Source organism: Mycobacterium alsense, assembly GCF_002086635.1.
GTDB lineage: Bacteria > Actinomycetota > Actinomycetes > Mycobacteriales > Mycobacteriaceae > Mycobacterium > Mycobacterium alsense.
Window position 1 is genome coordinate 1 of the sequence record NZ_MVHD01000059.1, and the last position, 13702, is coordinate 13702.

Sequence of the window (13702 nt, forward strand, 5' to 3'; positions counted from 1 at the left end):
TCAGCCCGAACCGACAAAGAAACCACAGCTCAGGGCCCTGCGATCGTCGTCAATCCGGCAACGTGAGCCAAGTCAGGTTAGACACAGTCCTCCAGGGCGTTCCCGTTTACGATCAGACCTCGACGTTGAGTGCCAAGGCGGCAGGCCGGATTCGCCGGTCCCGCCAGATCGACCGCTATTTCCATGAGGTTTCACCTGAGAAACGGTGTCTCTCCATCGGTTCCGGACCCGACGTGATTGACGGCTGGCTATGTACCGATCTAATACCGCTCCGACGTGAGACCGTGTATCTCGACGCGACCAAGCGGTGGCCGATGCCATCAGCGTCCTTTCGATACATGGCTTGTGAGCACATGATCGAACACGTCCCTTACGAGGCGGGGTTGCGGGTGATAAGCGAAGCCCATCGGGTGCTCCAGCCTGGAGGGGTATTGCGCATCTCAACGCCGGACCTGGAGGTGATCCGACTGCTGCCCGACTCCGATGACCCGGACGTTCACGACTATATTCGCTGGTTCAACCGCACGTTCGGGTCAGCAGCACAGCGTGATGACGAAGCTAACCCAGTTCACGCACTGAACCTCATGATGCATGAATTCGGCCACATCCATCTCTACGATGAAGGCATGTTGCGCCAGGTGCTGGCGCGGGCCGGGTTCCGTCAGATCGTCCGTTGTGACCCCAGGATGTCTGACCATGCTGAATTAGTTGGCGTGGACCGGCACGCGGATTGGATTCCCGATAAGGCAAACCGAGTCGAAGCGCTAATTCTCGAAGCTACCGCCTGACTCTCGCGCTTATAAAAGCTGGGGCTGTGCGTTGGCGATCGATGCGATCCCGGCACTAGTGAAGGCTGCTGCGCGCGGAGGTCGCTGAGGTCGCAAGGAGTTCCTTACGACCATATGGCTGCCTACGATAGGCAGCTGTTGGCATGTATCTTTCTGCGTCGTCGAGGCGAATCTCGCGTGGCCGCCCGTCGTTCACCTTGGTGGCTCGGTTGATGAATGCGATAAGTCTCTACCTTTTGCCGAGTATCGCCCAGGCATCCCATCGCGCTTCCCATAGTTCGCGCATTAATTCGGGTGACTACGCCATTATGGACGAGGGGATGCTGCGTGCCTGCGGCCGAGTGCATCCGTGGGACGGTTGCCTCGCGTCAGCTGGCGTACGAATTGCGCGGAGTTGACGTAGAGACGAGCCCGCCAATCCGACACTTCGGTGGAGAGCCTGTCCTTGAGCCGCCGCCAGGGCGGCTGGGCGCAGCGGTGCCGCAAGGCAACCATCGCACACCGCGGGTGCTGCGTGATGAGATCCAGAAGCACCGCGCGCCCCTCGGGGCCTGGAACTTTCGCGATCTCGGAGAGAATCCGATCGACCTGCTCGCCGAGAATCTCCTCGCGAACGGGGTCGTCGGAAAACAAGCCGATCATCACGTCGAACGTGGCCGCGTGCCCGAGACCGTGAGTCAGCCAGAACTTCCGCGGGTCCGCGACCGCGTCGGAGAACATGCCTTCAGGGTGGCGGCGGTAGACCGCCATCGTATCCGGCAGCAAGGCGATGCCTCCGTGGACTGCGTGCAGTACGTGCAAGTAGTAGTCGCAACACGCGCTCGCCGCCGGTACGTCATCGTAACGAGGCAGGCGGCGGTACATGACCGAGTTGTTCTGTATGAAGTTCCGCCTGAGTAGCCGCTCCAAACTTAGATCGAAGCGCCAGTCGGGCGGGGGAAACTCGTAATCATCGGCCACGCCGCCCTCCCAGCTGACTCGCACGGGATGGAAGCACACCGCCGTTTCCGGATGGTTGTCAAGGAATGCCGCCTGCTTGCTGAGCTTCATCGGGTCGATCCAGTAATCGTCCCCCTCGCACCACGCGATGTAGTCACCGCGGGCAGCTGCGAAGGCGCTGAACAGATTTGCCTTATATCCAACGTTCTCGGACCTAAAGATTGGCCGGAATAAGTCGGGGTGACGTTCGAGATATTCCCGGATGATGGCGGGCGTTGAGTCGGTCGAGGCATCGTCAGCGACGATGAATTCCACGGTAAAGTCGGTCTCCTGCGCGATTACACCGTCAAACGCCTGGCGAACGTAGGCCTCTTGGTTGTAGGTCGTCGACACCACGCTCACCTTTGGTGGGTTCGAGGCCGCATTGTCGGTCACTGTCAACTTCCCTTCTGCGTGGCAGTAAGGATCTGTGTGATGTCGTACGCTACGTCGACCGCAGCGGGCAGCAAGACGGTCCGCCAGGACACGTCTTCGGTTGCGGCCACGTCGGCCGACGTCGTTAGTTCGGAGGTGGCCGGAAGCGATGGTTGGCGCTTCCTGCGGGACCTGCCCTGAACGGCACGTTCGAGCAGGATTGCGGCCTCCGGGGGCCGGTCGTCGACGGACATACAGCGCACGCTCGCGAAGCATAGCGAGCAGGTTTCTGCGGCGGGCTGGAATCACCGATCTCAAGCGTGGCATGAACGCAGTTAAGATCGGGCGGGTTGCGGTGACGCCCTAGAAGCCTGCGACGTCTGTGGCGAGCTCGGTGCTCTGCGCATCAGACTGCATCACCGTGCGTTGCTCTGGCTTGGCGACAAGCGGCGCGATTAATGTCTCTTGTGTGTGGCAACAGTTTCGCTGCGGCGCGGTAGCCAACGAATCAAAGACTCGTCCGCAGAGCAAGGGCGCGATTTGTCAGACCTCGCGCAGCGACCAGGGCAGCGTCGGGAATCAAAGTGTGCCCCCGGACGGGATGTCAAGTCCCATATTGCTGTCCGTCATATTTGTTTCCCCGACGGCTCGCCGGGCCACTTATGTCCAACGTGCTGCGTAGGCTGCGCGCTGAGGCCGGGCGCGCCCGCCGCTACCTGGACGCCGTGCCATACCGCTTATGTGGCAACGCACTACGCTTCATCCGCCAAACGCACCAGGAGCTGCCACCCCGGCCGCCGCCGGGTCGCGGCACGCTGGTCTTGTTCGCACACTTCGACTCCCAGGGAATCGTCGACCCCTACGTCGTCTATTACCTCAAGTTTCTATACCAGCTGGGCGCAACGATCCTGTTCGTCTCCGGCACGCCAAGGCTCACACCGGGCTCCGTCGCACCAGTCCGCGACCTCTGTGCCGGCATCTACACTCGGCGCACGCTGTGCATGGACTTCGGCTCGTGGCACCTGGCGTGGTCCATCCTCAAGCAGCGCGGCTGGTCGCTCGATCATTTCGACCGCCTGGTCCTCGCCAACGACAGCGTGTTCGGGCCGCTTTTTCCGCTCGCAGAGATGTGGGGCTCGTTCCACGGCGCCGACATGTACGGCGCCATCGAAAGCGCCGAGTTTGGCGTCCACCTGCAGTCGTTTTTCCTGGCGTGGGACCTCAATGTGCGGACCCGTCCCTTCCTCGAGGACTTCTGGAACGGCTTTACCTACATAGTCGACAAGGTCAACATCGTCGACCGATACGAGATCGGGCTGTCCAGGCGCGCTCGGGATGCGGGGCTCAGCATCAAGCCGTTCGTGTCGGTCGCCGACATCCGGGCGACGTATGAGCGGTCCGCGGAACACCAGTGGGCGAGCAAGTTCTCGGGGGAACCGTTCAACCACACCCTCTACTACTGGGACGGCCTCATCGAGCACTTCCGTTTTCCCTTCCTCAAGGCGAGCCTGCCGCGATACAACGACCCCTGGCACGACTCCATGGCGCGGTTGCGCGACTTCATCGAGCAGCGCACCGACTATCCCTACGAGCTCATCCAGGCAAACCTCGACCGGCTCGGCTGCGGGCCGCCGACGTGGGTCAAACCGGCCTAGGAAGGCCGCCGCGCCGGCGTGGCAAGCCCCTCGCGCCACCGGCGCGCGCGGGCGAATTCGCCGACGGGGACCCGGGCCAAGGTCTTCAGCCGCGCCCGCCGGTCCGGTCCGAAGGCCAACACCCGAAAAGGCAGGGCCAGCCACGTGATTGACCACCACACTCCCGCGATGGCGCGAATGACGGCGGACGACGCCGGGTCGACGATGAGCCACGTGAGAATCCGCAGCTGGTCCAGCCAGTTGCGCCCCGCCTTGACGATGTGCATCGATTCGTTGGTGGCCGTGTGGGTGCGCACCGACAGCTCCTGGGGCAGAAAACACACCTTCGACCGGACCATCAGGCGATACCAGAAATCCAGGTCGACGAGCTGGTAGATGTCTCCCCGAAAACCGCCGGCATCGAGTGCGAGCCGGCGGCGGAACATCACGCAGGTCGGCTCGCCTATCCAGTTGCCGGCGCCGCCACGCAGCAACTGCTGCGCGACAAGCCACGTTCCGCGGTTGTGTTCGCGAAGCCGCAAAAAATGTTTGTGCGCGGGGCCCACCCGGCGCCGCCACGGAAGGTTTTCGTCCTGCACCACGCGCCGGGGGGCGAACGCCATGCCCACCGCAGGGTCGTCGAAGCAAGCCAGCAGGGCCTGGAGCGCGCCCGGCAGCAACCAATCATCGCCATGGACGAATTGGATGCACGTGCCCCGCGCGAGTTCCAAGCACTTGTTGTGGTTTCCGTTCAGGCCCAGGCGGGACTCGTTGCGCACCAGCCGGTCTCCGGGCCGCAACATTGTTTCGGCGATCGCGACGCAATCGTCGGACGACTCGTCGTCGACGACCAGGATCTCGAATTCGACGCCGTCCTGATCGAGGATGCTGCGCAGGCAACGCGCGATGGTGGCGCTGTTGTTGAACATCGGCACGCACACCGAGAGAGCGGGATTGGCGACCATGCCCCCTCCATCAACGAACCGTGCGCGAAATCGGCTTGAGCATAGCCCCCGGTCGATCCCGACCCGGACGAGTTGCGGCAGTGCGGGCGAGGCCTGAAAATGCGGGTTGTCGGCACCGGCAAGGGTTGGACGCCGAACGAACGAATTCGCCAGTTACGCCACGAGATACGGCCCGGCAAGGTAGCGTCCCCACTGATGTGGACTTTCGTGCTGCTTTGCGGGTTTGGGATGGCGATTGACCCCGTCCGACTGGGGCTGGCGGTCGTCTTGTTGACGCGGCGGCGGCCGATGCTGAACCTGTTCGCCTTCTGGCTCGGCGGCATTGTCGCGGGTGTCGGCGTCGCCATCGGTGTCCTGTTGCTGATGCGCGAGACCGCGCTGGTGGCCATCCGCAACGTGGGAACGGCGATTTCGCAGGTCAGGTCCACAATTTTCTTCCTCGAGGGCGCGCGTCTGCAGATCACCCTCGGTGTGCTCGCGCTGGTGGTTCTCGCGGTCATGACGGCCCGGGCGCGGGCGGCGGCGCAGGTACCCGCGACGGCGGTTCCGGCGGGCGGCGTCGCCGGGGACACCCTGGTCGAGGAGCGTCCGCGCGGTGTTTTCCAGCGACTGGGCGCCCGCACCCAGGAAATGCTGAACACCGACGTGGTCTGGCCAGCATTCCTGGTCGGCCTCGCCTCGTCGTTTCCGCCGTACGAGGGCGTGGTGTTGTTGGCCTTCATCATGGGCTCGGGGGCGGCCCTCACCACGCAGTTTGTCGCGTTCGTCGTGTTCACCCTCATGGTGCTGGCGGTCATCGAGATTCCGCTGGTCGCCTACCTGGCCAAGCCGGACCAGACCCTGGCGCTGATGCTGCGGCTCCAGACCTGGCTGCGGACGTACCGTCAGCAGATCATGCAGGTCAGTTTTGGCGGCACCGGGCTCATACTGCTGACCCAGGGTCTTGTCGCTCTCTGACGGTCCCCCGGCCACCCCGCTGGTCTCGGTTTGCGTGCCGCTGTACAACAACGCCGGCACGATCGAGCGCTGCCTGCGCAGCATCCTGGACCAGGAGGACGTCGACTTCGAGATCCTGGTGGTCGACGACGATTCGACCGACGACGGCGCCGCGATCGCCGCCTCGATGCTGCGGCCCGGGGACCGGCTGGTGAAGAACCAGCCGCGCCTTGGCCTCAACGGCAACCACAACAAATGCCTGGAGCTGGCGCGCGGCACGTTTGTCCAGTTCGTGCACGGCGATGACTGGCTGCTACCCGGCGCCCTGGCGACGCTCACCCCTTACTTCGAGGACCCGGCCGTCGGGCTGGCGTTCGCGCCCCGACAAGTGGTGGGTAACGACGAGCGGTGGCAGCGGCGGTACGGCAAAATGCACACGCACTTCCGCAACCTGCGGGAACGCAACGACGGGCCCTCGTTGGTGCGCCAGGTCGCGTTGCACGGCGCCAAGGAAAACTGGGTGGGGGAGCCGACCTGCGTGATGTTTCGGCGCCGGCTGGCGCTGGAGGCGGGTGGCCTACGCAACGACATCTACCAGCTCGTCGACGTGGATTTCTGGTTGCGCCTGATGCTGCGATCGACGGTCTGCTTCGTGCCCCGGGAGTTGTCGGTGCGCAGCCACATGAAGGGCACGGAAACGACGCACGTCATGAGCAGCCGACGCTACCTGCTCGACCAGTTGCGCATCCTCAGTTGGCTGGCCGTCGATCCGGTGTCACCGCGGTCCATCCGGATCCTGGCGCGGCTCTGGTGGTTTCCCGCGTGGCTGGCGCTGGTCGTGGAAATCGCGGCCTTCGGGCCGCAGCGGGGATTGCACCTGAAGACGTTGGCGCGGGCGCCCTTTGGCGAGTTTTCCCGCGCCCGGAGGCTAGCCGAAAATCTCGGCGGTCAGCCCGAACTCGCCGAACGTGCGTGAGACGTCCTCGCGCAGCGCCTCCTGAGAGTTCGCCCGGCCCGGAAGGTAGGCGTTCACCGTGACGAAGATCTTCCCCGCGCCACGCCCGGAGGCCAGAAACAGCTGGCCGCCGACGCGCTCGAGGGCGCGCCTGTTGATGCCGGGTTCGATCAACCTTCCGGACGCGTAGTCGGCGTCGGTGCCGTCCGGGCGCATCACGTCGGGGGGCATGTCTCCGATGTTGGAGCAACCGATGGGGCGGGCGGCCGCACCGAGCCCCATTCCCGCCGCCCTGCGCGCCACCCACTTCGGGGTCAACGAGGTCAGTGGCAGCGGCCCCAACAGCCCCTCGGTGATCCCGGCCAGGTCGGCAAACGCTTGCTTGAACTTGAGACGAGCTTCCCCCAGGTCCGTGGACAGCCGCTTCGGGTCGAGCGAAACGGTGGGGAACACCACCGCGTTGCCGCGCGTATCGTCTTCGGTGCGATCGCTGATCGGGAACGACAGGGTGACCGTTCCGTCGTCGCAAACGCGTCCCATTCGCACGCCCAGCCTGCCCGCGAACCCGGCGAAGAGCGTGAAACTGTTTCCGCCAATGCTTTTCGCGCACGCATCCCATTCCGCCACGTCGAGGAAGGCGATCAGGGAGGGCACCACGACGGGCGGCAGGTCGTCGCCGGCTCGTCGCGGGGCCGGTGGTGCCGACCTCACCGAGGCGACGACGTCCCCGCGCCGGTGCCGGGCGATGCGCAACGTCGCCCGCGCCGCCCGCGCCAGTTCCGGTGCGGAGGCGATGGTTTCGCGGACGTCCTGCGCGATGGCCCGCCGGCGGGCGCGCGAACGGGGATAGGGGTAGCCCAGGTAGCGGGTCCTTCCGTTTGCCGCGTCCGCGAGCGCCCGCAGGATCCCGAGGCCGTCGACCAGCGTGTGCGACGTCGTCAGGCAGACCGCGCCCCCGCCGTCGTCCAGGGGGAGCACCCCGATGTGCCAACTGGGCCCGTATTCGGGGTCCAGCGGCAGGCAGGCCCGCTCGTACAGCCAGGCGTTCAGAGTTGCACGGGGGCGCGGTGTTTGGGCGACGTCGATGTCCGCCGGCCCCCGCGACACGACCCACCGATCGCGCGCGAAAGGCAGCGGGGACGGTTCGACCAGCCGCCCCAACAGCCCATATCCGAGATTGCGGTGGAAACGGCGCAAACCGTCAAGATCTACCGGTCGGTTGTAGATCCAGATGAACTGCACCAGCGCCCCGTAGCCAAGCGCCCGCAGACCCAGGTAGGACGCCTGGTCCATGTGTGCGAGTCGGTTGTCCACCGCGTTCACGCTAGTTTATTTGCTGGCGGGGCGGGTCGCTGCGGCCTGGAGGGCGTGTTGTTACGGTTGCAACCTGGCCGTTCCTGGCCGGAAATGCCCTCGACGAAGGTAGTGTGTTGCCCGTGGTTCAGTCTACGATCCCTGCCGTGCTGCGCGAACGCGCGAGCCTGCAGCCCAACGACCCGGCGTTCACATTCCTTGACTACGAGCAGGATTGGGATGGCGTCGCACAGACCCTGACGTGGTCGCAGTTGTATAAGCGCGTGGTCAACCTGGGCGAGCAGCTGAGGGCCCACGGGTCGACCGGTGACCGGGCGCTCATCCTCGCCCCGCAGGGGCTCGACTACGTCCTGAGCTTTCTCGGCGCCCTGCAGGCCGGCCTTGTCGCGGTACCGCTTTCGGTCCCCTATGGCGGGGCGCACGACGAACGCACCATCTCCGTGCTGGCCGACACGTCGCCCACGGTTGTCCTCACTTCGTCCGCGGTCACGGAGCTGGTCAGCGCTTCCGTGCAGTCGCAGCAGGGCGCGTCCGCGCCGTCGATCGTCGAAGTCGATTTGCTGGACCTCGAGACGCGGCAGCGGCCCGCCGGGCCGAGACCCCGCGCCGGCACCCCCGACGGGTCGGAATTCATCTACCTGCAGTACACATCCGGGTCCACCCGGACACCCGCGGGCGTCATGGTCTCCAGCAAGAACGTCTTCGCCAATTTCGAGCAGATCATGGGCGACTTCTTCGCGCCCGAGGGCGGGGTGGCGCCGCCCGACATGACGGTGGTGTCGTGGCTGCCGCTCTACCATGACATGGGCCTGCTCTTGGGGATCATCATGCCGATCCTGGCGGGAGTGCCGACGCTGCTTTCCAGCCCGGTGGGGTTCTTGCAGCGGCCGGCCCGCTGGATGCAGATGCTGGCGCACCACGGTTGCACGATTTCGGCGGGGCCGAACTTCGCGTACGAGCTCGCGGTGCGCAAGACGTCGGACGCCGACCTGGCCGGGCTCGATCTCGGCGGTGTGCACACGATCCTCAACGGCAGCGAGCGCGTGCAGCCCGCGACCCTCAAGCGATTCGCGGACCGGTTCGCCCCCTTCAATTTCGACCCCAAGGCGTTGCGGCCTTCCTACGGCATGGCCGAGGCCACGGTGTACATCGCGAGTCGCCGGGTGGGTGAACCGCCGAAGATCGGTCAGTTCGACGCCGAGAAATTGCCTGCCGGCCAAGCGATCCCGTGCCTGGATGGCGGCGGCACACCGCTGGTCAGTTATGGCAGCCAGCAGTCGACCCTGACGCGCATCGTCGATCCCGACACCGGCCGTGAGTGTCCGGACGGGACGGCCGGCGAAATCTGGATACGCGGCGACAACATCGCCCTGGGCTATTGGCAGAAACCCGAGGAGACCCAGCGGGTCTTCGGCGGAACGATCGTCAACCCGTCCGAGGGGACACCCGAAGGCCCCTGGCTGAGAACCGGGGACTCAGGCTTCTTCTCCGACGGCGAGCTGTACATCATCGGCCGCATCAAGGACCTGTTGATCGTCTACGGGCGCAACCACTCGCCCGACGACATCGAGGCCACCATCCAGGAGATCACCGCGGGACGGTGTGCGGCGATCGCGGTTCCCGACAAGGGCGTCGAAAAGCTGGTCGCGATCATCGAGATGAAGAAGCGCGGCGATTCCGAAGAGGAGGTCGTCGACCGGCTGCGCGGCGTGAAACGCGAAGTCACGTCGGCGATTTCGAAGTCACACGGGCTGAAAGTGGCGGATCTGGTTCTGGTGTCGCCGGGCTCGATTCCGATCACCACCAGCGGCAAGATCAGGCGGTCGCAGTGCGTCGAACTCTATCGACAGGATGAGTTCGTCCGGTTGGACGCGTAACCCGCTAGAGGGGCGGGTGTTTGCCGCCCCCGTTGCCATTGGTGGCCCGGGGTATCGCGGTACCCGCACCGAAGAGCGGCAGTGAATTGTCGGCGTCGTCCGCGACGGACTGTTCCCCGTGTCCGTTGCCGTTCGAATGCCCATTTCCGTTGGCGCCGACGGTGATCGGCCGACGCGACAGGAAGTCCTGCCCGAACAGCGGCAACGAGTGACCAAGGTCCAGATCGCCGTCACCCGTGCCACCACCGCCGTAACCGGTGGTGGCCGACGGAAGATCTAGCGCCGAATCGCGCAGATCGTCGGTCACGTGATCCGGCAGGCCGCTCAGGTCGAATAGGGGCAGCGCGTGCTCGGGCGCACGCCGGCTGGACCGTCGGATATTCGCGGCTTTAGCGATTCCGCTCGACCGCGGTCGACGTGACTTGGCGCGCGACTTGTGGCTGGGCGGAACGAGTTTCAGGCGGACCAGCAGGTCGTCCGGAATCAACGGCGGGGCGGCCCCGTTCGCCCCCGCGGAAGCCGGTGCCAAAGCTTCACGGTTGGGAATCACCTTCATCCGGACCAATTGGTCGGTCAGCTGTTCCAGCTGTTGCTGCTTGCGTTGGTGTGCCGCGTACACCTGGGCCGCGCTCTTGCCGAGGTGTGAGGGCCACCAGTTCTTCTGGCCGATCAGCGCGGCCATGGCCGGCACCGTGATCGTGCGCACCAGGAAGGTGTCGATCAAAATGCCCATCCCGAGGATGAACCCGGCCTCGGCCATGGTGTAGATGCTGGCGGTCATCAGCCCGAACATCGAGGCGGCGAAGATCAGACCGGCGGAGGTGATCACGCCACCGGTCGAACCCACGGTGCGAATGACACCGACGCGCACGCCGTGGGGCGACTCGTCGCGGATCCGAGAGATGAGCAGCATGTTGTAATCCGCGCCGACCGCGACGAGCAGGATGAACGACAATCCGGGCAGGCTCCAGTGCAGGTTCTGTCCGAGCAACATCTGGAACACCAGGACGCCGAGACCCATTGCGGACAAATACGAAAGCAGCACCGAACCGATCAGGTACAGCGGCGCGATGACCGCCCGCAGCAAGCCGACCAGGATCAGGAACACGATGAGGATGGTCGCGAAGACGATGAAACCGATGTCGTCGTTGTAGTAGTTGCGGGTGTCGTCGAGCCCACTGGGCAGACCCGCCACCGCGACCTTGGCGTCCGACAGTTCGGTGTTCGGCTGCGCCGACTGAGCGGCCTTGACGATCTTCGGGATCTGATCCATGGCCTCGGTGGAGAACGGGTTGATGGCGCTTTGGATCAGGTACCGGGCCGCGTGCCCGTCGGGGGAGAGGAAGATCGCGGCGCCCTTTTTGAACTCGTCCCTCGTCATGATCTGCGGTGGGATGTTGAAGCCGGCCATGGACGGCTTGTTGTCGGTGTCGTGCTTCATGCTCAGCAGGAATTGCGATGCCTCGCCGAGGCCGCTACCGATGTTCCTGGTCTGATCGACCAGTTCCTTCACCCCGCCGGCGATCGCGCGGCTGCCGTCGGCGAGCGCATTGGCGCCCTGCTCCGCCTGGCCCATCGTGGTTTGCAGGTTCTTGATCGTCTTCATGGCGCTGGAGGCCTGGGTCAGCGTTTGCTGAACCTTGTCCAGCGTCTGCCCGACGGTCTGCGCCTGCCCCGCCGATTGCAGGTTGTGGGCCATGATCTTGATCGAGTTGAGGGTGCCGTCGTTGTTGGCCTGCACCATGGCGGCCAGGCTGGCACGGGAGTTCACGCAGCCCGGGTCGGCATTGCAATCCGGGCTGTTGTTGAGGGCGACGAGCATCGGGCCGGCCCAGGCGGCGATGTTTTCGGCGTTCACGGTGGACATGTTGAGGTTGTCGCCGAGCTTCTTCATCTGCCCGGTCATCGCCGCGCCCTGGTCGAGCGCGTTGATGGTGCGGTCGCCGCCCGCCAGCTGCTCCATCGCCGTCAGCGCCGCGACGGCCGGGCCCAGGCTGGTCACCGCCCCATTGACCTGATCGCGAAGCTGGGCCAGCGCGTCGGCCAGCTGGTTGGAGCCGTTCACCAGCCGGTCCAGGTCGTTCCCATGCTCCTGAATCTGGGTGGAGCCCTCGGAAAGCTTGTTGCCGACCTCTCCGGCCTGGAACGAGATCTTGGTCTGCTCCAGCGGTTCCCCGTTGGGCCGGGTCAAGCCCCGCACCATGGTGATGCCGGGCAGCTGGCTCACCCGGCTGGCCATCTGCTCGAGGTCGGCGAGGGCGGTAGGCGTCCTCAAGTCGTGGGACGGCGACTTGATGAACAGCACCATGGGTGTGAGCGCGTTCGCCGGGAAGTGGGCGTTCATCGCGTCGTATCCCTTGGAGCTGTCTACCGACGCCGGCAGCGTTTTGAGATCGTCGTAGTTGAACCGCATCACGCTCGTGCAACTGGCCAAAGCGATGAGCACGACCAGGCTTCCGACCAAATGAATCTTGGGCCGGCGCACGACGCGCGTTCCGATGATCCGCCACATGCGAGTGGTCCGGTCGCGTCCGGGCTTGATCCAGCCGCGTCGGCCGGCGAGTGCCATCAGGGCGGGCAGCAGGGTGATCGCGGACAGCAATGCCACGACGACCGAAATCGAAATAGCCGGCCCGACGGCCGAAAACACTTGCAGCTTGGTAAAAGCCATCGCCAGGAAGGCGACCGCGACGGTGGCCGCCGATGCCGTGATGACCTTGCCTATCGACATCATCGCCATCTTGACCGCTTGATCGGAGCCATGGCCCTGCCGCACATAGTCGTGATAGCGGCTGATGAGAAAGACGGCGTAGTCCGTTCCCGCTCCGACCATGACCGCGGTCATCAACACGAGGCTTTGCAAGATCACCGGCAGGCCGAACTGGGTGCTCAGCCCGGACAAGAGGCCCTGTGATACCGCGATGGATGCACCGATGTTGAGCAGCGGCAGCAACATGGTGACCACGTTGCGATAGATGAGGAACAGGATGAGCAGCACGGCCGCCACGGTGCCGATCTCAATGAAGTGCGCGTCTTCCATCGCCATTTCGGTGGCGTCGGCGAGGGTGGCCTCGGGCCCGCTGACGTAGGCGGTCAGCGACGTTCCCTCGGTCACCTGTTTGGCGATGTCCTTGACGTGGTGGTAGCCCGCGATCGTCGTCGGCGCGGTGGCCGCGCCGGGGAAAGAAACGGGCAGGATGAACGCCTTGCCGTCCTTGCTCGCCAGGACCTCACGCATCTGCGGGGTGGTGAGGAAGTCCTGCACCGTCATGCTGTCGGCTTTGTCTTGGTGCAGTTTGTCCACCAGCTTGCGGTAGACGTCCTCGTCGGCGGGCGAGATGCCGTTCTCGTCGGTCAGCAGGATCATCAGGAGGGAGCCGCCGCCGCCCAACGGGTTGTCCCCGCCCCCGTCCCCGGCGGGGTCCCCGGCTTTTTTGGCGTCCCCGGGGGCCTTCGGGGCGGCGGAGTCCTTGCCGGGAGTGGCGAAGGCCTCGGCCATTTCCTGGTTGATGAGCACGGTGGGGGCGTTGTCCGGCAGGGGCTTTTGCTCGTGCCTGCCGGCCTCTACCATCAGCGGCGGAAAGACCAGCCAGAGGAGCGCCGCCAACGCGATCCAGCCCGCGATGACAAGCAGCGGCCACCGCACGACGATGTCGCCCATGCGGTCGAAGATTCCCCCAGGCTTGGCTGCCTCGCCCGTGCCAGTCCGGCTCGACACCCAACCAACCCTACAATCAAGCCCGCCGTCGCGCGGGCTAATCAAGATCTACGCGGCGACCGTGATCCCGCCGTGATCTTGACGGTGAATCCGCTGGTCAAGGCCCCGGAATCCGGCGTGCGAACGAGCCCGAAAAACCCGTCGGCGACCACGTAGCGGCGC

General features: G+C 65.0%; 10 protein-coding genes. 6 read left to right on the forward strand and 4 right to left on the reverse strand.

Annotated elements, in window-relative coordinates:
- Positions 1–788, forward strand: a 788-nt coding sequence (locus BST11_RS23085; RefSeq protein WP_211284770.1) for a class I SAM-dependent methyltransferase, incomplete at its 5' end; no start/stop codon positions are given.
- Between the two features lie 306 nt (positions 789–1094).
- On the opposite strand, the gene BST11_RS23090 is transcribed toward BST11_RS23085, so the two are convergent.
- Positions 1095–2129: a glycosyltransferase gene (locus tag BST11_RS23090; protein ID WP_244897758.1), complete on the reverse strand. Its 1035-nt coding sequence runs from the start codon at positions 2127–2129 to the stop codon at positions 1095–1097.
- Between the two features lie 72 nt (positions 2130–2201).
- Here BST11_RS23090 and BST11_RS28715 point away from each other — a divergent pair, with 72 nt between their 5' ends.
- Together BST11_RS28715 and BST11_RS23095 are read left to right on the forward strand one after the other, a co-directional pair.
- Positions 2202–2342, forward strand: a complete 141-nt coding sequence (locus BST11_RS28715; protein ID WP_244897756.1) for a hypothetical protein — start codon at positions 2202–2204, stop codon at positions 2340–2342.
- A gap of 461 nt (positions 2343–2803) precedes the next feature.
- The gene (locus BST11_RS23095; RefSeq protein WP_083140498.1) at positions 2804–3796 is read left to right on the forward strand and encodes a rhamnan synthesis F family protein; all 993 of its coding nucleotides are present in this window, start codon (positions 2804–2806) and stop codon (positions 3794–3796) included.
- Here BST11_RS23095 and BST11_RS23100 read toward each other — a convergent pair.
- A complete protein-coding gene (locus tag BST11_RS23100) occupies positions 3793–4740 on the reverse strand; it encodes a glycosyltransferase family 2 protein (RefSeq protein WP_083140500.1) in 948 nt (315 codons plus the stop codon). The two genes, BST11_RS23095 and BST11_RS23100, sit on opposite strands and share 4 nt — an antisense overlap.
- A 195-nt stretch (positions 4741–4935) precedes the next feature.
- Here BST11_RS23100 and BST11_RS23105 point away from each other — a divergent pair, with 195 nt between their 5' ends.
- Together BST11_RS23105 and BST11_RS23110 are read left to right on the forward strand one after the other, a co-directional pair.
- Positions 4936–5697, forward strand: coding sequence for a GAP family protein (locus tag BST11_RS23105; RefSeq protein ID WP_083140502.1), 762 nt, complete (start codon positions 4936–4938; stop codon positions 5695–5697).
- Positions 5684–6652, forward strand: a complete 969-nt coding sequence (locus BST11_RS23110) for a glycosyltransferase family 2 protein (RefSeq protein ID WP_083140504.1) — start codon at positions 5684–5686, stop codon at positions 6650–6652. Before BST11_RS23105 ends, BST11_RS23110 begins: the two co-directional genes overlap by 14 nt.
- Here BST11_RS23110 and BST11_RS23115 read toward each other — a convergent pair.
- Positions 6605–7945 (reverse strand): hypothetical protein, encoded by a 1341-nt coding sequence (locus BST11_RS23115; RefSeq protein WP_244897757.1) that lies wholly within the window; start codon positions 7943–7945, stop codon positions 6605–6607. The genes BST11_RS23110 and BST11_RS23115 overlap by 48 nt on opposite strands.
- Before the next feature lie 122 nt (positions 7946–8067).
- Here BST11_RS23115 and BST11_RS23120 point away from each other — a divergent pair, with 122 nt between their 5' ends.
- The gene (locus BST11_RS23120) at positions 8068–9822 is read left to right on the forward strand and encodes an AMP-binding protein (RefSeq protein ID WP_083140506.1); all 1755 of its coding nucleotides are present in this window, start codon (positions 8068–8070) and stop codon (positions 9820–9822) included.
- A 4-nt stretch (positions 9823–9826) separates the two neighbouring features.
- Here BST11_RS23120 and BST11_RS23125 read toward each other — a convergent pair whose 3' ends face one another.
- The gene (locus BST11_RS23125) at positions 9827–13483 is read right to left on the reverse strand and encodes an MMPL/RND family transporter (RefSeq protein WP_083140508.1); all 3657 of its coding nucleotides are present in this window, start codon (positions 13481–13483) and stop codon (positions 9827–9829) included.
- Between the last annotated feature and the right edge of the window lie 219 nt (positions 13484–13702).

Coding starts and splice junctions, on each gene's coding strand:
- BST11_RS23105 (WP_083140502.1), top strand. CDS start 4,936: ATGTGGACTTTCGTGCTGCTTTGCGGGTTTGGGATGGCGATTGACCCC.
- BST11_RS23125 (WP_083140508.1), bottom strand. CDS start 13,483: ATGGGCGACATCGTCGTGCGGTGGCCGCTGCTTGTCATCGCGGGCTGG.
- BST11_RS28715 (WP_244897756.1), top strand. CDS start 2,202: ATGTCGTACGCTACGTCGACCGCAGCGGGCAGCAAGACGGTCCGCCAG.
- BST11_RS23095 (WP_083140498.1), top strand. CDS start 2,804: ATGTCCAACGTGCTGCGTAGGCTGCGCGCTGAGGCCGGGCGCGCCCGC.
- BST11_RS23100 (WP_083140500.1), bottom strand. CDS start 4,740: ATGGTCGCCAATCCCGCTCTCTCGGTGTGCGTGCCGATGTTCAACAAC.